The sequence below is a fragment of the Amycolatopsis sp. NPDC114484 genome, from assembly GCF_055633755.1.
In genome coordinates, this window is record NZ_JBVKDQ010000013.1 from 169,888 (window position 1) to 191,288 (window position 21,401).

The following is a 21,401-nucleotide window of genomic DNA, read 5'->3' on the forward strand; positions in this document are numbered from 1 at the left end:
ACAGCGGAAAGTGAGGAATGAGACCGTGAACGTCCTTCACCAGGCGCGGGACTGGAGCGTCGTCCTGCGCGCCAGCACCGTCCCGTTCGAGCGTCCGGACCGGCTGGCCCGAGCGATGCTCGCCTCCCGGTCCTACGGTTCGTCGGCGCTGGGCGCCGTCGCCGCGGCATCGGCCCGCTACCCGGAGGCAACGGCCCTGATCGCGGGAGAGGAGCGGCTCACTTACCGGGAGCTGTGGCGGTCGGCGACGGCACTCGCGCACCTGCTGCGGGACGAAGGCCTCAGCGAGGCAAGCCGCGTGGGAGTGCTCTGCCGCAACGGTCCGCCGTTCGTCCGGGCGATGCTCGCCGTGTCGATGATCGGCGCCGACCTGGTTCTGCTGAACACCGGGATGGCAGGTCCTCAGCTCGCGGACGTCATCAGGGCCGAAGATCTCGCCCTCGTCGTCCACGACGACGAGTTCGCCGGCGGCGTCGCGCTGGCGGGTGTACCCGGTCTCGGCTCCGGAAGCGCTCGCCACCGCGCGGGATCCGTCGAGGAGCTTCCGCCGCCGCCCCGCAACAGCAGGTTCGTCGTCCTGACCTCCGGCACGACCGGCCGTCCCAAGGGCGCGATCCGGTCTGCCGAGGGAAACGTGTCCGGCGTCGCCGCGCTGCTCGCCCGCATCCCGCTGCGGGCGCGGGACACCGTCGTGCTGCCCGCGCCGTTTTTCCACGCCTGGGGCCTGGGCACGCTGCTGATCAGCCTGTCCCTGTCGGGCACGATCGTCACGCGGGCGGAGTTCGACGCGGAGAAGACGCTGATCGACATCGCCGCCTGCCGCGCCGACGCGCTCGTGGTCGTGCCGGCGATGCTGCAGCGGATCTGCGACCTCGAGCCGTCCCTTCCTGGCGGGCACGACGCGCGATCGCTGCGGATCATCGCCTCCGGCGGCTCCGCACTGCCGGCCCGCGTCGTCGGGCAGGCTCTCGAACGGTTCGGCCCGGTCCTTTACAACACCTACGGGTCCACCGAGGTCTCGACAGCCACTGTCGCGGTGCCGGCCGATCTGCGGGTCGCGCCCTCGACGGCGGGCCGGCCCGCTCCCGGCGTGCGCGTCGAGGTGGTCGACTCGCTCGGAGACCCGGTGCCCGCGGGGGAGACCGGCCGCATCGTCGTCGGGAACAAGGACCGTTTCGTCTCCTACACCAACGGCGCCGCCAAGGAGGTCGTCCGCGGCCTCGTCGTCACCGGCGACCTGGGCCATTTCGACCGCAAAGGCCGGTTGTTCGTCGACGGCCGGGAGGACGACATGATCGTCTCCGGCGGCGAGAACGTCTATCCGATCGAGGTGGAGGACCTCCTCGGCGCCCACCCCGACGTGGCCGAGGCAGTCGTGGTCGGCGTTCCCGACGAGCGCTTCGGCCAGGCGCTCAAGGCCTTCGTCGTGCTCAAGCCGCAGCGGTCGGCCGAACCCGAATCGCTTCGCGCTTTCGTGCGGGAGCGTCTCGCGAACTACAAGGTCCCGCGCACGGTCGAGCTCGTCGACGAGTTGCCGCGCACCGCCACCGGCAAGGTCCTGCGGCGGGAACTGCGATGAGACCGGACCTCGCGGTTCGAACCGCCAGTCAGCGAGACGAGGAGCAGCACCCCGTGAACTTCCCTGATCCGCGTGCCGGCGGGGCCGCCCGGGCATTCGCGGCCGGCGCCCGCGTCGTCGCGAGGCAGGCCGGCCGTACTCCCTTCGCCGCCGCGGTCGCGGCGGGAATCTCGGCCGAGGCGTTCGTCCGAAAGGCTGTCGCCCAGCACCAGGCCCGCGTGGCGCGTTGGTGCGGTGTCGCGTCCCGGCAGGAGGTTCTCCGGCTTCGCGAACTCGTCCGTGCGCTGGAGCACCGCCTGGAGCAGCTCGACGCGCAAGGGGCCGGGTCCGAGCCCGAAGAGGGAGCCAGATGAACACTACGCACATCCACTGGCATGCCGGCGGTCGCGGTGACGAGGTCGTGCTGCTGATCAACGGGTGGAGCGCCAGCGGGCTGGTCTGGCCGAGAGCCTGGCTGGACCGGCTGGAGGCGCGGTTCCGCGTGATCCGTCCGGACAACCGCGGCAGCGGCTGGTCGCGCACCGCGCCGCGACCGTTCTCGGTCGGGACGATGGCCGACGACGCCTACGCGGTGCTGCGCTCGGCCGGAGCCGCCCGAGCCCGGGTGCTCGGGCTCTCGATGGGCGGGATGATCGCGCAGGAGTTCGCCGTGCGCTACCCGGACGCTGTCGACGCTCTGGTGCTGGCCGGCACCCGCCCGCCTGCTCCGCGGGCCCGGATCGGCGATCTCGCCTTGGTCACGAGCGCCCTGCGCGGCCCGGTCGGGGAAGAGACGGCCGCCGGCTATTTCCGGCGTGTCTGGGGCAGCTTCACCGCACCCGGCTTCGCCGCGGCCCGCCCCGGCGTGCTGGAGGAGATCGTCGCTCAGATCATGCGCAGGCCCACCCCTCGTCGTGGCGTGCTCGACCAGGTCCGCGCGATGTCTTCCTGGCACGGAGCCGGACGGCTGGCGCACATCAGCGCCCCGACCACCGTGCTGCACGGCGAACTGGACCCGTTGATCCCGGTGGCCAACGGGCGGGCACTGAGCGCCCTGGTCCCCGGATCTCGTTACGTTGAGTTGCCGGGGGTGGGGCACCTCGTGCCGCACGAGGCCGGACAAGCCCTCATCGACGCGCTCGGGCGCGCCGGCGCGGCGCGGCCGGCTTCCGGGTGACAGCGGCGGCGCCGACGAGGTTCAGCGCGGTGTCGACGTACGCCTCCGCGATCTCCTCCGGAGCGGACGGCCCGCCCGGGCGGTACCAGTCGGTGATCGCGAGCAGCATGCCGAGCAGGGCACGCGCGGTGAAGCGGCTGTCCTGGTGGGCGAAGACGCCCTCCTCGGCGCCGCGGTCGAGCACGGCCACGAGGCGGTCGTAGACGCGGTCCCGCTTGGCGACGTAGGACTTGCGGCCCTCCGCGCCGAGGAACCGGTACTCGGGGTGGAGGGACGCGAGATCGCGCCGATAGGTCGTGTGGAGCGCCACGACGGTCACGAAATTGACGAACTGCTGCCGGACGTCGTCCCCGGCCTCGGCGAGCCCCGCCTCGACATGCGCCGTGACGTCGTTCATCGCGATGTCGAGAAGGGCGATCAGGATGCCCTCTTTGTTGCCGTGGTGGTAGTAGAGCGCGGGCATGGTCAGGTTCGCGCGCTTGGCGATGTCGCGCACCACCGTGCCGTGGTAACCCTTGTCCTGGAACGCGTCTAGCGCGGCCTCGAGGATCGGAGTGAGAGACAGGTCGTCGTACCGGCCCCACCACTCCGTCGGCGGTGCTTCGGTCTCCTGCGCGGACATAGGTCTCCCCGGGGAACTGAGCGAACGCTCCATCAGACTAACGCAGTCTACCCGCGTCGGCACACGCTCGTCGGCTCGTCCTTGCGGGACGCCGCGGAACCGTTAGGCTATATCTAACGATCGCTATATTCACTGCGCGGAGGATTTCATGACTGATCGCTCAGCCGGGACAGGGTCGCCCGCGGCCGGTCCGGTGCTCGTCGGCCGGGACGGCCACGTCTTGACCGTGACCATCAACCGCCCGCACCGCAAGAACGCGCTCGACGCCGAGACGTTCGCCGGTCTGCACGAGGCGTTCGGCAACGCGGCACGCGACGAGTCGGTGCGCGTCGTCGTCCTCGCCGGGGCAGGCGGCGACTTCTGCGCCGGCGCCGACCTCGCCGGTCCTCCGGCGACGGATCACCCGCTGCATCGGATGCGCTGGTACGCGGAGATCGCCGAGACGCTGAGCCATTTGCCGCAGCCGACCATCGCCAAGGTCGAGGGCGTTGCCGTCGGGGCCGGGTGCAACCTCGCGCTCGGGTGCGACTTCGTGGCGGCCTCCACGACCGCGCGGTTTTCGCAGATCTTCGCGCGGCGCGGCCTCTCGCTCGACTTCGGCGGCTCCTGGCTGCTGCCGCGCACGGTCGGTCTCCTGCAAGCGAAGCGGCTCGCACTGCTGGGCGAGATCGTCGACGCCGGGGAGGCGTTGCGCATCGGCCTGGCGACCTGGGTGAAGCCGCCGGAGGAGATCGACGAGTTCGTCGCCGGACTGGCCGGCCGCCTCGCGTCCGGTCCGCCGGTCGCGCTGGCGCAGTCCAAGGCCCTCCTGAACGAGGCGAGCAGCCAGACGCTGCGCGAGGCGCTGGAGAGCGAGGCGCGGGCGCAGCTGGTCAACCTCGCGACCGACGCGCCCGCGGCGAAGCGGGCCTTCCTCGACAAAGCCGAACCCGCCTTCGAGGGGACTTGGCAGCTCTGACCGCGGCCGTCCGCTAGCGTCCGGGCGTCGTCCGGGCGCCGGCGAGGAGCAGGGCCGCGGCGACGTACTCTTCCGCGATCCCCTCCGGAGCGTGCGGCCCGTCCGGCCGGTGCCAGTCGGCGATCGCCTGCAGCATGCCGAGCATGGCCCGGGCTGTGAACCGGACGTCCTGTTCGCGGAAGACGCCGTCGCCGACGCCGGTCGCGAGGACGTCGACCAGCGAGACGGTCAGCTCGGCGCGCTTGGTCAGATAGCGCCGGCGCCGCTCGGCGCCCAGGAAGCGATGCTCGGGGTGCAGTTTCGCCAGCCGCTGGCGGTGCGTCATGTGCATGACGACCGCAGTGGTCAGGTTGGCGAGCTTCGCGTGCGCGGACCGCCCGGCGGCGTCGAGCCCGCCGCGGACGTGCGAGAGGACGTCGTCCATCGCGATGTCGAGGAGAGCCATCAGGATGCCCTCCTTGTTGCCGTGGTGGTAATAGAGCGCGGGCATGGACAGGCCGGCCCGGTTGGCGATGTCGCGCACGGCGGTGCCGTGGTAGCCCTGCTCCTGAATGGAGTCCAGGGCGGCTTCGAGGATCGGCGTGAGAGCGAGGTCCTCGTACCGGTCCCAGCGATCCGCCGGCAGCACGTTCGTTGGTCGCGTGGACACGGGGGCCTCCCGGGGCTGCGGAGCACGCGTCCCGGCGCCTGGCGGGACGGCGACGCGGAATCCTTCCCTCCGCGGTCGCGAGGACATAGTCTATAGCGAACGTTAAATCAGTCGACTCGGCGAGTCGTCAACAGGAGACAGGGAACGGCCATGAACATCGAAGGCAAGAGCGCACTGGTGACCGGCGGCGCGTCCGGACTCGGCCTCGCGACCGTGGGACGGCTGGCCGCGGCGGGCGCGCGGGTGGTGGCGATCGACCTGCCCGGTGCGGACACCGCCGCGCTCGACGCGCTCGGGGACCGGGTCGAGTTCGCCGCCGCCGACGTGACGAGCGAGGAGGCGGTGGAGGCCGCGGCGGAACTCGCCAACGAGCGCGGCGACCTGGCGGTCGCGGTGAACTGCGCCGGCATCGGCAACGCCGTCAAGACGGTCGGCAAGGCGGGCCCGTTCCCGCTGGCCGACTTCGGCCGGATCGTGCAGGTGAACCTCATCGGCACGTTCAACGTCATCCGGTTGGCCGCCGCCGCGATGGCGGCGAACGAGCCCGCCGGCGCGGAGCGCGGCGTCATCGTCAACACGGCATCGGTCGCCGCCTTCGACGGCCAGGTCGGGCAGGCCGCCTATTCGGCGTCGAAGGGCGGGGTGGTCGGCCTGACCCTGCCGGTCGCGCGCGACCTCGCGCAGTTCAAGATCCGCGTGATGACCATCGCGCCCGGGTTGTTCGAGACTCCGCTGCTCGGCTCGCTGCCCGAGGACGTGCGCGCCTCCCTCGGCGCCCAGGTGCCGCACCCGAGCCGGCTCGGCTCGCCGGACGAGTACGCGAGGCTGGCGATGGCGATCATCGACAACCCGATGCTCAACGGAGAGACGATCCGCCTCGACGGGGCGATCCGGATGGCCCCGCGATGACCTCCGGAGCGGCTGGTCCGCCGCGCCGGCCGCGGGCCTCCGCCGGTTCCTGAGCGGTCTTGCCGGGCGGGTGCCGCGTCAGCCTCGGCCGGACGCGACCGCCGCTCGCGCCGTGTCCCGGGGATCCGGCGCCGAGCTTGCGCGCGATCGTGCGGATCGTCTCGAACTCGTTCGGGCGTCCGCCGGGAGCCACCGGCTCGGCTGCCGCCCTGACCGTGCGCTCACGCAGCTCCTCGAAGGCGTGACCGCCCTTCCGCGGTACGGCAGGGGCCCGTTTCCCGGCCGCCGCCGTACCGGCGGGGTCCTGATCCGCGGCCCTCAGCGGGAACTTAAGCCGCGTCGAGTCAGCCCGCTGACTGTCCACAAGAGACGCCGCTGCCGCCGAAATGCCCGATTGCTCACCATCTGGCCGCATCTTCACGTCCGTGAGGGGAACCCTGAGGGCATCAGATTCCCTCAGGGTTCCCCTCACGGACGACAACCCTGCTCCCGCCGCCCGCTGGACCCCCAGCGCCGCCTCAAGTTCCTGGCATTGGCCCTCAGAGGGCCGCCATGCCCCCGTCGACGAGCAGGCTGGTGCCGGTGACGTAGGACGACGCGGGCGAGGCGAGGAACAGGAGGGCGGCGTCGAGTTCGGGCTGCTCGCCGAACCTGCCGAGCATGCTTTCGGTCGCGACCATGTCCCGCAGCACCTGGTCGTCGCCCTCGGTCATCTCGCTGGCGAAGTAGCCGGGGCACAGGGCGTTCACGCGGATGCCCTTGCGGCCCGACCACTGCTGCGCCAGGTCGCGGGTGAGGCCGAGCACGCCGGCCTTGCTCGCGGCGTAGGACGCCTGGGGGAAGCGCGGCGCGATGTGGCCGAGGACGCTCGCGACGTTCACGATCGACGAACCGGCGGGCATGCGGCCCGCGCAGGCGCGGGCCATCCAGAAGCAGCCGCCGAGGTTCACGTCGATCACCGCGGCGAACGACTCGGGCGTCTCCCGGGAAGCCGGGACGGCGCCGCCGATCCCGGCGTTGTTGACCAGCACGTCGACCCGGCCGAACTCCGCGACCGCGGCGCGCACGGCCTCCTCGCACTGGCGCGGATCGCTCACGTCGGTGGCATGCGTGGCCACACGGCGGCCCGAGTCCCGAAGCTCCGCCGCGAGCGCGTCGAGGCGGTCGGCGCGCCGGGCGAGCAGGACCAGGTCCGCTCCCGCGGCCGCGAGTGCCCGGGCGAAGCCGGCGCCGAGGCCGGAGCTGGCTCCCGTGACGACAACGACCTTGCCGTCGAGGCGAAAGCGGCTCAAGGGATCCACGGGAACTCCTTCGGGTCGGGCGGGGGGTTGCTTGACGTGACGACGGGTGCGCTGCTAAATCTACTTAGCGAGCGTTAGGTAAGCAAGGTGCGGAAGCAGAGCATTCGACCCTGCTCGCTCACCTCCAGGAAGGAACCCCGGCATGACCACCGCCGTGATCGTCGACCTCGTCCGCACCGCGTCCGGCAAGGGAAAGCCCGGCGGGGCGCTGTCCGGCGTCCACCCGGCCGACCTGCTCGCCGGCGTGCTCGACGCGCTCATCGCGCGGACCGGCGTCGACCCCGCGCTCGTCGACGACGTGATCGCGGGCTGTGTCGGCCAGGCGGGCGACCAGGCGCTCAACATCGGCCGCACCGCACTGCTCAAGGCAGGCTTCCCGGTTTCGGTTCCCGCCGCCACCATCGACCGGCAGTGCGGCTCCAGCCAGCAGGCGGTTCATTTCGCGGCGCAAGGCGTCATCGCCGGCGCCTACGACATCGCCATCGCCTGCGGCGTCGAGTCGATGAGCCGGGTGCCGATGGGCGCCGCGGCCGCCGGCGGCGACCCGCACGGTCCGCTGGCGGCGCGGTTCGCCAGCCTTCCGCACCAGGGAATCGGCGCCGAGGTGATCGCGGCGCGCTGGAAGATCGGCCGCGACGAGCTCGACGAGTACGCCGCGCGGTCGCACCAGCGGGCTGCCGCGGCAGCGGCCGAAGGGCTCTTCGACAGCGAGATCGTCCCGGTCGTCCTTCCCGACGGGAGCCTGCACACCGTCGACGAGACCGTGCGCGCCATGACCTCCGCCGAGGGGCTCGCCGCCCTGCCCGCGGCCTTCCGCACAGAGGAGTTCTCGGCGCGCTACCCCGAGATCGGCTGGGTGATCACCCCTGGCAACTCCTCGCCGCTCACCGACGGCGCCTCGGCGGCGCTCATCATGAGCGAGGAGAAAGCAGCCCGGCTCGGCCTCGCCCCGCGCGCCCGCCTGCACAGCTTCGCGGTCGTCGGTTCAGACCCCGAGATCATGCTCACCGGCCCGATCCCGGCGACCCGCAAGATCCTCGAGCGATCCGGGCTCTCGCTCGACGACATCGACGCGTTCGAGGTCAACGAGGCCTTCGCGCCGGTCCCGATGGCCTGGGCGGCCGAGTTCGGCGCCGACCCGGCCAAGCTGAACCCGCGCGGCGGCGCCATCGCGCTGGGGCACCCGCTCGGCGGTTCCGGCACCCGCTTGCTGACGACGCTGGTCAACCATCTGGAGGCCACCGGAGGCCGCTACGGCCTGCAGACCATGTGCGAGGGCGCGGGCATGGCCAACGCGACCGTCATCGAGAGGCTCTGACATGACTGATCTGTACGCCCGTCGCGCGCTCTTCGACGGGGAGCACGAGTCGTTCCGGGCCGCCGTGCGCGAGTTCCTCGCCCGCGAGGTGATCCCGTACGTCGAGGAGTGGGAGGAGGCCGGCGGCATTCCGCGCTCCGTCTGGGCGCGCGCGGGGGAGAAGGACCTGCTCGCGTTCCCCGTGCCGGAGGAGCACGGCGGATCCGGCGTGGACGACTTCCGGTTCCGGACGGCGATGATCGAGGAGTTCGCCCGCGCCGGTGCGGCGTCGCTCGCGGCGGGCTTCTCCGTCCACACGGACGTCCTCCTCCCGTACTTCGTCGATCTCGCCACGCCCGAGCAGGCCAAACGCTGGCTGCCGAAGCTGGCGTCCGGGGAGCACATCAGCGCCATCGCGATGACCGAGCCGGGCACCGGGTCCGACCTTCAAGGAATCCGCACCACCGCGCGCCGGGCCGGCGACGGCTGGGTTCTCAACGGCTCGAAGACGTTCATCAGCAACGGCATCAACGCCGACGTCGTGATCGTCGTCGCCCGGACCAGCGCGGACTCCTCCGCCGGGAGCCGAGCGTTCAGTCTTTTCGTCGTCGAGGACGGAATGCCCGGGTTCACTCGCGGCCGGCGGCTCAAGAAGGTCGGGCTGAAAGCCCAGGACACCGCCGAGCTCAGCTTCGACGACGTGCGGCTCGGGCCGGATTCGTTGCTGGGCAAGGAGGGCGAGGGGCTCTACGCGCTCATGTCCCACCTGCCGCTCGAGCGGCTCAGCATCGCCGTCACCGCCTGCGCCGGCACTCGCGCCGCCTTGGCCTGGACGCTCGGCTACGTCCGCCAGCGCAGGGCGTTCGGGAAGGAGATCGCCGAGTTCCAGAACACCCAGTTCGCCGTGGCCGAGATGGTCACCGAACTGGAGATCACCCAGGCCTACGTGGACGACGCGGTCCTGAGGCTCAACCGGGGCGAGCTGTCGGCGGTCGACGCGGCCAAGGCGAAGTGGTGGGCCACCGAGATGCACAAACGGACCGTCGACCGGTGCGTTCAGCTGCACGGCGGCTACGGGTACATGCTCGAATACCCGATCGCCCGCGCCTACGCCGACACCCGGGTCACCACCATTTTCGGAGGGACTACCGAAATCATGAAAACCATCATCGCCCGCGACGTCCTGGGGCGGCGCCGATGAGCGCCGAACCCGCCGCGCGGTACGAGGTGCGCGAGGGCGTCGGCGTCATCACGTTCAATCGTCCGCATGCGCTCAACGCGGTGAACGCGGCTCTCTCGACCGCGGTCGGCGACGCGCTCGAGGCCGCCGCCGCCGATCCGGAGGTGCGTGCCGTCGTCGTGACCGGCACCGGCCGGGCCTTCTGCGCCGGGGCCGACCTCAAGGAGATCGCCCGGAATCGCCCGATCCACGCCGCCGGAAATCCCGAGTGGGGCTTCGCGGGCCTCGTCCGGCACTGGATCGACAAACCGGTCATCGCCGCGGTGAACGGTTTCGCGATGGGAGGCGGCGCCGAGATCGCGCTCGCCTGCGATCTGGTCGTCGCCGCCGATACGGCCGCGTTCGGCCTGCCCGAGGTCAAACGCGGACTGCTCGCCGCCGCGGGCGGTGTCGTCCGTCTCCAGCGGCAACTGCCGATCAAGCGCGCTCTCGAGCTCGCCCTGACCGGCGACGGCGTCGACGCGCGGACCGCGGAAGCCTGGGGGCTGGTGAACAAGGTCGTCCCGGCCGGGGCGGTTCTCGACGAGTCGCTCGCCTTGGCGCGGCGGATCGCCGCGAACGCGCCGTTGTCGGTCCAGCACACCAAGCGGATGATCCACCGCACCGCCACCGGCCCCTCGGACTGGAACCCCGAGTGGGCGGGCGAGGATCCGTGGCAGGTCAACGCGGCGGCCGCGCGGGCGGTCTTCGACAGCGAGGACGCGCTGGAGGGTCCGCGTGCCTTCGCCGAAAAGCGCGATCCGAAGTGGGCCGGAAAGTGACCGCGTCCGCCATCGTCGGGCTGGGGATGTCCGAACTCGGCAAGGTCTACGGCCAGAGCACCGAGGAACTGGCGGTCACCGCGATCCACCGGGCCGCGGCCGACGCCGGCCTCGACCTCGGGCAGGTCGACGGGCTCCTGGTGAGTTCGGGCGTCAAACAGGAGCTGAATCCTCAGCTGGCAGGCGCTCTCGGCATGTCCGAGCTGTCGTTGCTGGCCTCGGTCAACACCTACGGGGCCAGCGCGGGCGTGATGGTTGGCGCCGCCGCGCGGGCGATCGCCGACGGCGTAGCGAGCGTCGTGGTGTGCGTTTTCGCCGATACGCCGCTGCGCCAGGACCGCCGTGCCGGCACCGCGTGGACTGCCTCCGCCCAGGAGCTCACCGGCTTCCGCGGCGCGCAGACCGCGAGCGGCGCGGTCACGCCGAACATTCTCTACGCGATGGCGGCGCGCCGGCACATGGAGGCCTACGGCACCACCTCGCGGCAACTCGGCGAGATCGCCGTCGGCCAGCGTGCCTGGGCGACGGAGAACCCGCTGGCCCAGATGCGGGAACCGATGACCCTCGCGGACCACCAGTCCTCGCCGTGGATCGCCGACCCGCTGCGGCGGCTCGACTGCTGTCTGGTCAGCAACGGCGCCGTCGCCGTGGTGGTGACTTCGCGCGAGCGAGCGGCGGACCTGCCGCGGCCGCCGGTGCATGTGTGGGGCTACGGGCAGGCGCACCGCCCGCGCCGCCTGGCCGCCGGGTCAGGCTGGGGCATCGAGACGCCCGCGGTCGTTTCGGGCCGGCAGGCGCTTAAAGCCGCCGGCGTCACCGTCGGCGACATCGACTTCCTCGAACTCTACGACTGCTACACCTACACCGTGCTGGTCACGCTCGAGGACTACGGCTTCTGCGCCAAGGGGGAAGGCGGGGCGTTCGTCGAGGGCGGACGGCTCGCCCCGGGAGGCGATTTGCCCTGCAACACCGGGGGCGGCCAGCTGTCGTCGTACTACATGTGGGGATTCACCCCGCTGAGCGAGGCGGTCATCCAGCTCCGGGGAGCCGGCGGCTCCCGCCAGGTCGCTCGCAACGACCTGGCGATGGTCAGCGGCAACGGCGGGATCCTCGAATACCACTCCACGCTCGTCCTCGGTCGGGAGGCCCGCTCGTGAACCCGTTTCCCGTCCCGGTGCGGCGCGGCGCGGACAGTGCCGAGTTCTTCGACTTCGCTGCCCGGGGCGTGCTGCTTCTGCGCCGCTGCGCCGTCTGCTCCGGCGTTCGAGGGCCCCAGGAGCGGTTCTGCCCGGCTTGCCACGCTGCCGAGCACGTCGCCGTCGCCGCCCGCGGCACCGGTCGCTTGATCAGCTGGTGCGTCGTCCACCGCTCACCCGTTCCAGGCATTGAACCGCCGTACACGGCGGCGGTTGTCGAGTGCGACGAAGGTCCCTGGGTTTTCGTCCGCCTGCTCGGCGCCGAAGGGGCGGCCCTGCGCGCCGGAACGCCGGTCGAACTGGTCACCGCGCGCACCGGGGACGACGGGGAAACGATCGTGGCCGCGCGCCCCGCGCGGGCGGTGGCACAGTGAGCGGTCCGCTGCACGGAGTGCGGGTTCTCGAGGTGGGCGGGATCGGTCCGGGGCCGTTCGCGGGCATGCTGCTGGCCGATCTCGGCGCGGAGGTGATCCGGATCGACCGCCCCGGAGGCATCGACTCCGGGTCGCACCGCGTCCTGCTGCGCGGGCGGCGCTCGCTCGTCCTCGACCTGAAGCACGAGACGGCGCGCGACCTCGTGCTGCGGCTCGCCGCGACCAGCGACGCCCTCGTCGAAGGTTTCCGCCCGGGCGTCATGGAGCGCCTCGGACTCGGGCCGGACGACGTGCTGCCGCACAATCCGCGGCTGGTCTACGGCCGGATGACCGGCTGGGGACAGGACGGCCCGCTGTCCGCCGCCGCCGGGCACGACATCAACTACATCGCCGTGGCCGGCGCCCTTGAGCCGCTCGCCGGGGCGGACCTGGCCCCCAGCCCGCCCCACAACATGCTGGGCGACTTCGGCGGCGGCGGGATGCTGCTCGCCTGCGGAGTGCTCGCAGCGCTCCTGCACGCCCGCGAGAGCGGCGCCGGGCAGGTAGTCGACGCGGCCATCGTCGACGGCACCGCACTCCTGACCGCGATGCTGCACTCGATGCGGGCCATGGGCGACTGGCCCGGGCCGCGCAGAGAGAACCTCCTGGACGGCGGTGCGCCGTTCTACGGTGTCTACGAGACTGCCGACGGCGCCTGGATCGCGGTCGGCGCCATCGAGCCCCAGTTCTACGCGCAGCTCCTCGACGGACTCGGCCTGGCCGACGAGTTCGGCGCCGTCGAACAAGGGGACCGGTCGCGCTGGCCCGAGCTCCGGCAGCGGTTCGCCGAACGCGTCCGGCAGCGCACCCGTACGGACTGGATGGCGGTGTTCGAGGGCACCGATGCCTGCGTCAGCCCGGTGATCGCGCCTGACGACGTCCTGGCGCACCCGCACCTCGCGGCGCGCGGCACCTATGTCGAGGAGGACGGACTGGTGCAGCCTGCGCCGGCTCCCCGCTTCGGCGCGACGCCGCTCGGTCCGCCGGCCCCCGCGCCCGCCCCCGGGGACGACAGCAGGGCCGTCCTCGCCGAGCTCGGCTTGGCAGCCGAGGAGATCGACCGGCTCCTCGCCGACGGAGTCTTCGGCGTCCCGGCTCCCGATCGGGCCGGAACTCCCGCGTACAAGGAGCAGTGAACACGATGGCCGACCACGACACCGACCTGGCCGCGCGCGTCCGGGCGTTCATCCGGGAATCCGTGCTGGGCGCGGACGACGAGTTCGACGGAGACATCGAGGCCGCCGGGGGAGAGGCGACGCGGCTGCGGCTCCAGGGGCTGGCCCGCGAGGCCGGGCTGCTCACGCCGCACGGGCCGCGCGAGTACGGCGGTCTCGGACTGTCGATGGCTGAGCGCGCCCCGGTCTTCGAGGAAGCCGGCTATTCCCTCTTCGGCCCGATGGCGCTCAACGTCAACGCCCCCGACGAGGGCAATGTCCACCTGCTCGAGCGCATCGCCTCGGCGGACCAGCGCGAGCGCTACCTCAAGCCGCTCACGCGAGCGGAAGTGCGTTCCGCGTTCGCGATGACCGAGCCGGCGCCGGGCGCCGGGGCGGACCCGTCGGCGCTGCGCACGACGGCGAGCCGGGCGGACGGCGGCTGGGTGATCAACGGCCGCAAGCACTTCATCACCGGAGCGGACGGCGCGGGGTTCTTCATCGTCTTCGCCCGCACCAGCGGCGAGCCCGGCGACAACGGCGGCGCCACGATGTTCCTCGCCCCCGCGCGGCGCGAGGGCATCACCCTGGTCCGGCACCTGCGCACGACCGACCGCTCCATGCTCGGCGGCCACTGCGAACTGCTCTTCGAGGACCTCTTCGTTCCCGACGAGGATGTCCTGGGCGAGGTCGACGAGGGCTTCCGGTACGTGCAGGTCAGGCTCGGCCCCGCCCGGATGACGCACGTCATGCGCTGGACCGGCGCCGCCCGCCGGGCCCACGAGGCCGCGGTCCGGTACGCGGCGGAGCGCAGTGCGTTCGGAGGCAGGCTCGCCGGCCTCGGCATGGCGCAGCAACTGATCGCCGACAACGAGATCGACCTCGCCGCGACCCGCGCCCTGCTGCGGGAAGCGTGTGCCGAACTCGACGCCGGAGGCAAGGGCGCCAAGATCACCTCCATCACCAAGACCTTCGCGGCAGAGGCGCTCAACAGGGTCGCGGACCGGGCCACCCAGCTCTGCGGCGGCATGGGACTCTCCGCCGATCTCCCGGTCGCCCGGATCGCGCGCGAACTCCGGGCGTTCCGGATCTACGACGGGCCGTCGGAGGTGCACCGCTGGTCGCTGGCCAAGCGCGCGGTGCGCGACCTCGAGAGGACGGTCCGGTGAACGCTCCGCCAGTCGCACCAGCGCAGCTGACCGAGATCGAACTGGCGCGCGTCGCGTCCGTCCTCGCCGGTGCCGGCGAGGCGCCGCGCGGCGACCTGGAGTCGCGTCTCATCGCCGGCGGGCGTTCGAACCTGACCTTCCGCATCAGCGACGGCGACGCGTCCTGGGTGCTGCGGACGCCGCCCCGGGCCGGCCGCACGCCGTCGGCGCACGACGTGGCCCGGGAGCACCGGGTGACCGCTGCCCTCGCGGGCACCGGGGTGCCGGTGGCCCGCGCAGTGGCGCTGTGCGAGGACGATTCGCTGATCGGCGGCCCGTTCGCGATCGCCGAGTACGTCGAAGGGCGCGCGATCCAGACCCGGCACGAGCTGGCCGCCCTGGACGACGACGCCGTGCGGGGAACCGTCGACGACCTGCTGCGCACGCTCGCCGCGCTGCACCGCGTCGACCACGCCGCGATCGGGCTGGAGCGGTTCGGACGGCCGGACGGCTACGCCCGGCGCCAGGTCGACCGCTGGTCACGGCAGTGGGAGCTGATCGGCGACCCCGCGCTCGGTCCGCTGGCGAAAGAGGTGGCCGCCGGCCTTCGCGCTCGCCTGCCCCGCCAGACGGCCTCCGGAATCGTGCACGGAGACTTCCGCATCGACAACACCCTGCTCAGGGTCGAGGCCGGCGTCCCGCGGGTGGCGGCTGTCGTCGACTGGGAACTCTCCACGATCGGCGATCCGGTCGCGGACGTCGCGATGATGTGCGGCTACCGCGCCCCCGCGTTCGACCTGATCGTCGGTTCCGCGAGCGCGTGGACCAGCGACCGGATCCCCGGCGTCGACCGGCTCGCCGCGCGCTACGAGGAACTGGGCGGCGTCGTGCTGGCGGAGTGGGATCGCCACCTCGCGATCGCGTATTTCAAGATCGCGGTCATCGCGGCCGGCATCGCGGCGCGGACCCGGGCCGGGGCCGCCTCCGGACCTGGCTTCGACACCGCCGGGGAGGCGGTGGAGCCCTATCTCGAACTCGCCCGCGCCGCGAGCGATGGCGAGCGCGGTTAGCGACTGGCCCGGCGGATCGTCCGGCCGTTCCGGACGGCGTGGTCGCGGGCGCTGCCCACGACCGCGACACTGCCGGTCGTGGTCGCCGGCATCGGGACTCGCTGCCAGCGGGCTTTGACTCGGTGGCACTGGCCCGCGCCCGCCGCGCGTGTCAGGCGAACCGCGCGGCGCCAGTTTCGGCTTGCCGCGCACCTGTTGTTCGGTGCGTCGCGACAGGAACAGGGCCGTGGACGCGTTCATGACGCTGATCGAGGCGGCCAGTCCGCAGCCGAGGACGAAGACCGCATACCGCGCGATCGCGTGCGCGATCCCCGCGGGCAAGAACGACACGCACCGCGGATCGACAACGAAGCTCAGGTCCGGGGAGCCCGGTCCGAGGCGACAGTCGCGCCCGTTCGCCGGGTCAGCTCGCGGCACCGCAAGGGAGAAGCCGGCGGCGATCTCCCGAGCTTCCAGCGTCTTTCGCCTTCGGACCGTACGGGATCAGCGCGCAGAGCGGCGTTCGTGCGCGTCCTCGGGCACGCCGTACGGCATGGAGCGTTCGTGGCCGAGTGCGTCCTGCCGGTGCCTGTCGTGCCGATCGCGCATGAGCGCTTTGACGATGCGGTTGCTGTCACGGGAGTTCGTGCTGATTTCCGCGGCGAGAGCGGTGACCGCGTCGTCGAACCGGTCCTCGGGGACGACCTGGTCGACGAGCCCGATCCGGAGCGCCTCCGCGGCGGTGACCCGCCTGGCGGTGAAGGAAAGCAACTTGGCCTGGGCGGTGCCGATCCGTTCCGGCAGCCGCACTGACATCCCCCACACCGGGACCAGCCCCCGCTCGCTGTGCGTGTCCGCCAGTTGAGCGCCCTCGCCGGCGACGATCAGATCGCAGCCGAGGGCGAGCTCCAGTCCGCCGGTCAGGCAGTAGCCGCGGATCGCGGCGACCACCGGCTGCGGCAGCCGCTCGAGCGCGTCGACGGTCTCGGCCTCGAACGACGGATCGTACGGAACGGTGTTCAGCGCGGCGAGGTCGTGGCCGGCGCAGAAAGCCCGGCCGGCTCCGGTGAGCACCACGCAGCCGACTGACGGGTCCCGCGCGATGTCGTCGACGTGCCGGCGCAACGCGTGGAAAACGTCGGGATTGAGCGCGTTGAGCTTGTCCGGACGGTTCAGCGTCAGCGTGGCGACGCCGTCGGAGTCCGAACGGAGGACGAGGTCTGTCATGGAGAGGCACCTCAATCGACTTGTGGAGACTGAGCGATCGACAGATACGGCCGCTGGTGCAGGGACCGGGCCGGCCCTGGCGAGAGCGGGAGGCTCGTTCACGGCCGCCCGCGGCGACCGACGTCCGCTTTCGCCAGCACCGAAGAGGAGATGCCGTCGTGGAACTGCTCCGCGGTCGTGGTGGTGCAGGCCAGGTACAGCGTGTCGAGTCCCGCGCCGCCGAACGCGCAGGTCACCGCCCAAGCTCCGGTCACGGGCACGACGTCCGTGATCTCGCCGCCTTCGACGACCCGGTAGAACCCGCTGTCGGCTTCAAGCGAGAGCGCGTTGCCGAACCACAGCCCGCCGTCCGCGTCGAGCGCGACCCCGTCAGGGTGCAGCGACTCGTCGAGTTGTGCCCAGATCCGGTGATTCGAGACGGAGCCGTCGGGCGCCAGGTCGAAGGCGCTGATTCGATGGCCCCACGTCTCCGCTACCAGCAGCACCGACTCCGGGGTGATGGCCATTCCGTTGGGGAACAACAGTTCGCCCTCGACCGGATCGACTCCGCCGTCCGGCCGTACGTGCGCGATCCGCGTCGGCTTGGGGTCCTCCTCGCCCACCGCGAAGCCGAAGTTGCCGACGTAAGCGTGTCCTGTCGGCGAGACCACCATGTCGTTGCCCAGGCCGCCGGCGACCGCGCTGAAATCCGCGTGCAGCGTGACGGCGCCCTCGCGGTCGATCCGGCGCACCGTCGTGTCGGCCTGCGAGACGACGAGGATCGAATCGTCGCCGAGGAACCCCAGCCCGGAGGGCGCTCCCGCGATCTGAGCCACCGCCCGCCAGGACCCGTCGGCGGAGAACCTCTTGACTTCCTTGGTGAAGAAGTCGCTGGCCCACACGCTGCCGTCGTGCCAGCGCAGGCCTTCCAGGAAACAGTGTCCTTCGGAGAACGTTTCGAGCTGATGCCGTTTCATCGTTCGCTCCAATCCGCGACGACGTCCGCCGTCGCGCCGGTCATCCGTGATGCGCGGGAGCGGGCGGAGGCCCGGCACGATGGTGCCGGGCGCTGTCCCGCTGAGGCGCCGCGGGCATGCTCCCTGGGGCACCCGTCGCCGGGCTGCCGTCCTGTGCCCGGTCGCTTAGTTCCCGCACGCGAGGTACCGGAAGCGGCAGGTCCGGCGCCGCCTTCGGGATTCGGTGCCGCTGCGACGCCGACCCTTCTTCTCCTGGCTGCCAAAGCCGCTTGGCGGTCGGCACCCGCACACGGCTCCTTGTCGGTATTCCGAGCCTGACGGTATATAGCTATCGCTAGATAATCAACCGTCGGCCGATCGCGCTCGGGTTCGCGGATCACTCTGCTGGCCAGTTGTGCCCGGGAAGCAGCCATGCCTTCGGGTTCCCGCTCAGGGCCTCGTGCACGCCGGGCGGCACGACGAGGTGATCTGGCCGGATTCGCGGTCCGGGTCTGCCGGCCTCAAGCTGCGTCGCGGCGCTGACACTGGATCGCAATGCCTATTCAGCGGTCAGCACAAGGGTGCGGGGCAGGGGCCAGGCCTCCTGAACCATCGAGGGCCGCCAGCAGGAAAGCCATCCCCGCTCCGCGCCCGCACACCCCGATCATTCCGGACAGCCAGGGGCACGCCTGGAAGGCAGTTCGGCATGACAGTCCGTAACGAGGTCCGCGCCTGGCCGGCCGGGCTTTGGTCGCCCGCGGCCGATCTGAGCGCGTTCCGGGAGACCGCCGTCGAGGCGGGCTGCTGGAGCCGCCAGTGGTTCAGTCGTGAGCTGTCAGTGGCCGACGCGCAGGTCGTGGGGAGGAGTTCGACCCCATCAAGCGAGCAGCGACGGGCCGAGCTGGACGCGGCGGTCGCCGAGGCGTTCGACGCCGCGCATGGCCTGCACGGCTCTCCGCGTATTCTCGTCGATTTACGCGCTGCCGGGTGGACGGTGAGCGAGAAGACGGTGGCGAAGTCGATGGCCCGCCAGGGATTGGTCGCACGCCCCAAGAAGCGGCGGAAGAACCTGGCCCGGCCGGACAAACGGGCGGTGCCGTTCCCGGATCTGGTGAAACGGGACTTCACCGCGCTGGCGCCGAGCATAAAGTGGGTAGGCGACATGACCGAAATCCTCACCGACGAGAGCAAACTCTGCCTCTCGACCGCGATCGACCTGTTCTCCCGCCGGCTGCTCGGCTACTCCACCAGTAGTCACCCGGACGCCGAACTCGCTGGTGAGACCATCAAGATGGCCGTCGCCGCGCGTGGCGGGAAGGACCGGGTGGCCGGAGTGATCTTCCACTCCGACCGCGGGTCGACCTACACCGCGCATACCTTCACCGTGCTCTGCGACAAGCTCGACATTCGGCAATCGATGGGTCGGACCGGGTCGTGTTTCGACAACGCCGCGGCAGAATCGTTCTTCTCAACATTGGAACACGAAGTACTCTCCCGGCATAATTTCAAACCCGGAAAGAAGCGCAGCAGACTATTGTTAAACGGGTCGTCGACCTCTATAATCGACGACGTCGCCTCAGTTCCTGTGGCATGCAGTCCCCGATCGACTACGAGACCGCCGCGGCCAACCGAGCCGCATAGAGGAGTCCTCCACGATTCGGGGGGAAGCTGCACAAAGCACTATTAGCCAAGCGGGCGGTCCGAGGCTCGGCTTCCTGTATTCGTCGGAGCGACCGCGCGGACAGTTCACGAAGTACGCCGCACCGCTCCATCGCAGCAGAAGCCGAGCCGATCGAGCAACGTGCGCTTGCCCTGCCGCGACGTCGCCATCGAGCGGACCCCTATCAGATCGATGTCCGGCTTCCCCATCCGAGCACAGGTACCTGCCGCCGGAAGCAGGACGCGGCCTGTTACCGCGGCGCGCAGCTCGACGGCGTCGAGGAACTCGTCCCGATCCCGCGGCCCGAGTCCCACCGCGTCCGCGACCAACGATGCCCGTTCGCAGTTCTGCTGCCGGGCAAGGAGGAGCGCATCGCAGATTCCGATGATCTCTCGGCCCGGCACACCGTCAGCACGCAGTCGATCTTCCATCGTCTCCCTGATCGGCTCGACGTAGCGCCACCATCGCCGGACTATGCCGCGCTCCCGCGGAGGTCAGCGATGACACCCGCGGCTTCGGCGTACCCCGGCCCGGTGGCGATGAGCATGCCACCAAGGCTCTGCACCAGCAGGCCGCGCGGATCGACCGTTCACAGCCACTCCGGTTCCCCATAGCCGATGGGGGAGACGATCGGGCCACCGCCGGGGATTTCCCATCGGCTCGGAGTCTTCGAGAAGGTGATGCCTGGCTGAAGGTGCACCTGCTTGCCGTAGCCCCCGCGGAATTCGAAGGTTCGAACCGGGTTGGCCTGATGGTCGGGGTGTTTGACCGCATCGCGCAGGTAGGCGTTGTCGAACAGTCCGAGCTGCGAATACCACATCGAGAACCGCGCCAGGGAGGTTCGGACGTGGTAGCTGCCGCCGTGTTCGGCCCGCAGTTTCAGGGCCGCCAGGACGCCTGCGGCGGTGAGGTATCCGGCGAGGTAGTCGTTGAGGACCACGGTCGGCGGAAGTTTCGGAGCGTGGGGGGTGCCTTCCAGACTCATGTAGCCGGTGCAGGCGTTGGCGTCGGGGTCGAAGGCTCCGCGGTCGAACCACGGCCCGTCCCAGCCGAATCCGCGCAGTGACGTGTAGATGATCCCGGGCCGCAGTTCGGCAGCCTCCTCCGCCGAGAGCCCGAACTGGGCGATTCTGCGGCCGCGGTAGTTCTCCACGAACACGTCCGCGGACCGGAGCAAGTCCTTGGCTCGGTCACGGTCCTCGGCGCGGTTCAGATTCGACCAGGCGCTGCGGAAGCCGAGCCGGCAGTCCAGCACAGCTCCCGGTCGTTCCTCGAAGTCCGGCCCGTAAAGATCGAGGACCTGTGCGCCCTGTTCGGCGAGAGTGCGGGCGGTGATCGGGCCGGCGATGACGTGGGCCATGGTGAGCACCTTCAACCCGGACAGCGGCCGGTCTGGCCGCGGCAGCGGGGGCAGCTCGGGGTCGGAGTCTCCGATCTTGACGATCTCGATCATCGGAACCTCAGCGAGGTGGCCGCCCTGAGGGTGTGCGTACCATTCCTCAGGCGTCAGGCACGGCGCTCCGATCATGCCGCGCTCGGCCACCACCGCGTCGAGTTCATCGGCATCCCAAGTCGAGAAGGCTTGCCCGACAGCGGCTTTCGTGAAGTCGCAACGCAGCAATCCCAGCCAATCGGTGACCATCTTCGGGTAGATCGCCGTCGGCATGTACCAGCGCTCTCCCTTGGTCGGGTAGACCGCCATCCCCAGGGGATTCTCGAACATGGCCTTGAAGTACGGGTATCCCGCCACGGTCGGCGAGAAGTACGTCTGGGGGAAGATCTGGGTGACCGCATCGCGCAGGTCGACCGACAGATCCTGGGCTGGCCCGCCCATCATCCGGTACAGGATCTGGGTTCCGACGGCTGGCGCCATCATGCCCATCGCCATGATGGCGCCGAGGCGGTGTTTGCTCGGCAGGATCGGATCCTCGCCGGTGAACGCGACCTGGCCTCCCGTGTCCCGGATGTCCAGGCCCAGCGGCTCGAGGATCCTGGCGAAATCGGCGTAGATGTCCGGCGACGACGTCAACCCCTTCGGGATCGGCACAGGCGTGGTGGCGGTCATGTCATGTCCTCTCAGGTTCGGCGACCGGATCCTCGCCTCGGAGTCTCAGTCAGGCCAGTGCGTGGTGGATCGTGATGGCGTG

General features: G+C 71.0%; 21 protein-coding genes. 14 read left to right on the plus strand and 7 right to left on the minus strand.

The annotated features are described in order from the left end of the window. Nucleotides 1-25: 25 nt before the first annotated feature. From ACZ7SW_RS29070 to ACZ7SW_RS29080, 3 genes are read left to right on the plus strand one after another with little or no spacing between them, the layout of a single operon-like run. Complete coding sequence (locus ACZ7SW_RS29070; RefSeq protein WP_470233540.1) at nucleotides 26-1,579, plus strand: AMP-binding protein; 1,554 nt, start codon at nucleotides 26-28, stop codon at nucleotides 1,577-1,579. A gap of 53 nt (nucleotides 1,580-1,632) precedes the next feature. Then, on the plus strand, nucleotides 1,633-1,932 hold the full coding sequence (locus ACZ7SW_RS29075) for a hypothetical protein (RefSeq protein WP_470233541.1): 300 nt from the start codon (nucleotides 1,633-1,635) through the stop codon (nucleotides 1,930-1,932). Beyond that, on the plus strand, nucleotides 1,929-2,735 hold the full coding sequence (locus ACZ7SW_RS29080) for an alpha/beta fold hydrolase (RefSeq protein ID WP_470233542.1): 807 nt from the start codon (nucleotides 1,929-1,931) through the stop codon (nucleotides 2,733-2,735). The genes ACZ7SW_RS29075 and ACZ7SW_RS29080 overlap by 4 nt, the downstream gene beginning before the upstream one ends. On the opposite strand, the gene ACZ7SW_RS29085 is transcribed toward ACZ7SW_RS29080, so the two are convergent. Continuing rightward, nucleotides 2,686-3,357, minus strand: a complete 672-nt coding sequence (locus ACZ7SW_RS29085; RefSeq protein ID WP_470233543.1) for a TetR/AcrR family transcriptional regulator — start codon at nucleotides 3,355-3,357, stop codon at nucleotides 2,686-2,688. The genes ACZ7SW_RS29080 and ACZ7SW_RS29085 overlap by 50 nt on opposite strands. A 148-nt stretch (nucleotides 3,358-3,505) precedes the next feature. Between ACZ7SW_RS29085 and ACZ7SW_RS29090 the strand changes: the two genes are divergently transcribed. Then, nucleotides 3,506-4,315, plus strand: a complete 810-nt coding sequence (locus ACZ7SW_RS29090; RefSeq protein ID WP_470233544.1) for an enoyl-CoA hydratase/isomerase family protein — start codon at nucleotides 3,506-3,508, stop codon at nucleotides 4,313-4,315. Between the two features lie 13 nt (nucleotides 4,316-4,328). Here the strand turns inward: ACZ7SW_RS29090 and ACZ7SW_RS29095 are convergent, their stop codons facing one another. Beyond that, entirely contained in the window at nucleotides 4,329-4,964 is a 636-nt protein-coding gene (locus tag ACZ7SW_RS29095) for a TetR/AcrR family transcriptional regulator (protein WP_470233545.1), read from the minus strand. Between the two features lie 150 nt (nucleotides 4,965-5,114). On the opposite strand from ACZ7SW_RS29095, the gene ACZ7SW_RS29100 reads away from it, so the two are divergent. Further along, the gene (locus ACZ7SW_RS29100) at nucleotides 5,115-5,873 is read left to right on the plus strand and encodes an SDR family NAD(P)-dependent oxidoreductase (RefSeq protein ID WP_470233546.1); all 759 of its coding nucleotides are present in this window, start codon (nucleotides 5,115-5,117) and stop codon (nucleotides 5,871-5,873) included. A gap of 539 nt (nucleotides 5,874-6,412) precedes the next feature. Here the strand turns inward: ACZ7SW_RS29100 and ACZ7SW_RS29105 are convergent. Beyond that, nucleotides 6,413-7,174 carry an SDR family NAD(P)-dependent oxidoreductase gene (locus tag ACZ7SW_RS29105; RefSeq protein ID WP_470233547.1) on the minus strand — a complete coding sequence of 254 codons (762 nt, stop codon included), beginning with the start codon at nucleotides 7,172-7,174 and terminating at the stop codon, nucleotides 6,413-6,415. 142 nt (nucleotides 7,175-7,316) lie between these two features. Between ACZ7SW_RS29105 and ACZ7SW_RS29110 the strand changes: the two genes are divergently transcribed. From ACZ7SW_RS29110 to ACZ7SW_RS29145, 8 genes are read left to right on the plus strand one after another with little or no spacing between them, the layout of a single operon-like run. After that, on the plus strand, nucleotides 7,317-8,492 hold the full coding sequence (locus ACZ7SW_RS29110; RefSeq protein ID WP_470233548.1) for a thiolase family protein: 1,176 nt from the start codon (nucleotides 7,317-7,319) through the stop codon (nucleotides 8,490-8,492). Nucleotide 8,493: 1 nt separating this feature from the next. Next, the gene (locus ACZ7SW_RS29115; protein WP_470233549.1) at nucleotides 8,494-9,672 is read left to right on the plus strand and encodes an acyl-CoA dehydrogenase family protein; all 1,179 of its coding nucleotides are present in this window, start codon (nucleotides 8,494-8,496) and stop codon (nucleotides 9,670-9,672) included. After that, nucleotides 9,669-10,472: a crotonase/enoyl-CoA hydratase family protein gene (locus ACZ7SW_RS29120; RefSeq protein ID WP_470233550.1), complete on the plus strand. Its 804-nt coding sequence runs from the start codon at nucleotides 9,669-9,671 to the stop codon at nucleotides 10,470-10,472. Before ACZ7SW_RS29115 ends, ACZ7SW_RS29120 begins: the two co-directional genes overlap by 4 nt. Then, nucleotides 10,469-11,629 (plus strand): thiolase family protein, encoded by a 1,161-nt coding sequence (locus ACZ7SW_RS29125; protein WP_470233551.1) that lies wholly within the window; start codon nucleotides 10,469-10,471, stop codon nucleotides 11,627-11,629. Before ACZ7SW_RS29120 ends, ACZ7SW_RS29125 begins: the two co-directional genes overlap by 4 nt. Next, nucleotides 11,626-12,042, plus strand: coding sequence for a Zn-ribbon domain-containing OB-fold protein (locus tag ACZ7SW_RS29130; RefSeq protein WP_470233552.1), 417 nt, complete (start codon nucleotides 11,626-11,628; stop codon nucleotides 12,040-12,042). Before ACZ7SW_RS29125 ends, ACZ7SW_RS29130 begins: the two co-directional genes overlap by 4 nt. Continuing rightward, entirely contained in the window at nucleotides 12,039-13,217 is a 1,179-nt protein-coding gene (locus ACZ7SW_RS29135; RefSeq protein WP_470233553.1) for a CaiB/BaiF CoA transferase family protein, read from the plus strand. Before ACZ7SW_RS29130 ends, ACZ7SW_RS29135 begins: the two co-directional genes overlap by 4 nt. A gap of 5 nt (nucleotides 13,218-13,222) precedes the next feature. Beyond that, nucleotides 13,223-14,404 (plus strand): acyl-CoA dehydrogenase family protein, encoded by a 1,182-nt coding sequence (locus ACZ7SW_RS29140; protein WP_470233554.1) that lies wholly within the window; start codon nucleotides 13,223-13,225, stop codon nucleotides 14,402-14,404. Further along, nucleotides 14,401-15,453 carry a phosphotransferase family protein gene (locus ACZ7SW_RS29145; protein ID WP_470233555.1) on the plus strand — a complete coding sequence of 351 codons (1,053 nt, stop codon included), beginning with the start codon at nucleotides 14,401-14,403 and terminating at the stop codon, nucleotides 15,451-15,453. Before ACZ7SW_RS29140 ends, ACZ7SW_RS29145 begins: the two co-directional genes overlap by 4 nt. A gap of 483 nt (nucleotides 15,454-15,936) precedes the next feature. Here ACZ7SW_RS29145 and ACZ7SW_RS29150 read toward each other — a convergent pair whose 3' ends face one another. Further along, a complete protein-coding gene (locus tag ACZ7SW_RS29150; protein WP_470233556.1) occupies nucleotides 15,937-16,659 on the minus strand; it encodes an enoyl-CoA hydratase/isomerase family protein in 723 nt (240 codons plus the stop codon). A 98-nt stretch (nucleotides 16,660-16,757) separates the two neighbouring features. After that, on the minus strand, nucleotides 16,758-17,615 hold the full coding sequence (locus ACZ7SW_RS29155; RefSeq protein WP_470233557.1) for an SMP-30/gluconolactonase/LRE family protein: 858 nt from the start codon (nucleotides 17,613-17,615) through the stop codon (nucleotides 16,758-16,760). A gap of 685 nt (nucleotides 17,616-18,300) precedes the next feature. Here ACZ7SW_RS29155 and ACZ7SW_RS29160 point away from each other — a divergent pair. After that, a complete protein-coding gene (locus tag ACZ7SW_RS29160; protein ID WP_470233558.1) occupies nucleotides 18,301-19,281 on the plus strand; it encodes an IS3 family transposase in 981 nt (326 codons plus the stop codon). Between the two features lie 59 nt (nucleotides 19,282-19,340). On the opposite strand, the gene ACZ7SW_RS29165 is transcribed toward ACZ7SW_RS29160, so the two are convergent. Both ACZ7SW_RS29165 and ACZ7SW_RS29170 read right to left on the minus strand, forming a co-directional pair. Next, entirely contained in the window at nucleotides 19,341-19,685 is a 345-nt protein-coding gene (locus tag ACZ7SW_RS29165) for a hypothetical protein (protein WP_470233559.1), read from the minus strand. A 158-nt stretch (nucleotides 19,686-19,843) separates the two neighbouring features. Next, on the minus strand, nucleotides 19,844-21,319 hold the full coding sequence (locus ACZ7SW_RS29170; protein WP_470233560.1) for a CoA transferase: 1,476 nt from the start codon (nucleotides 21,317-21,319) through the stop codon (nucleotides 19,844-19,846). Between the last annotated feature and the right edge of the window lie 82 nt (nucleotides 21,320-21,401).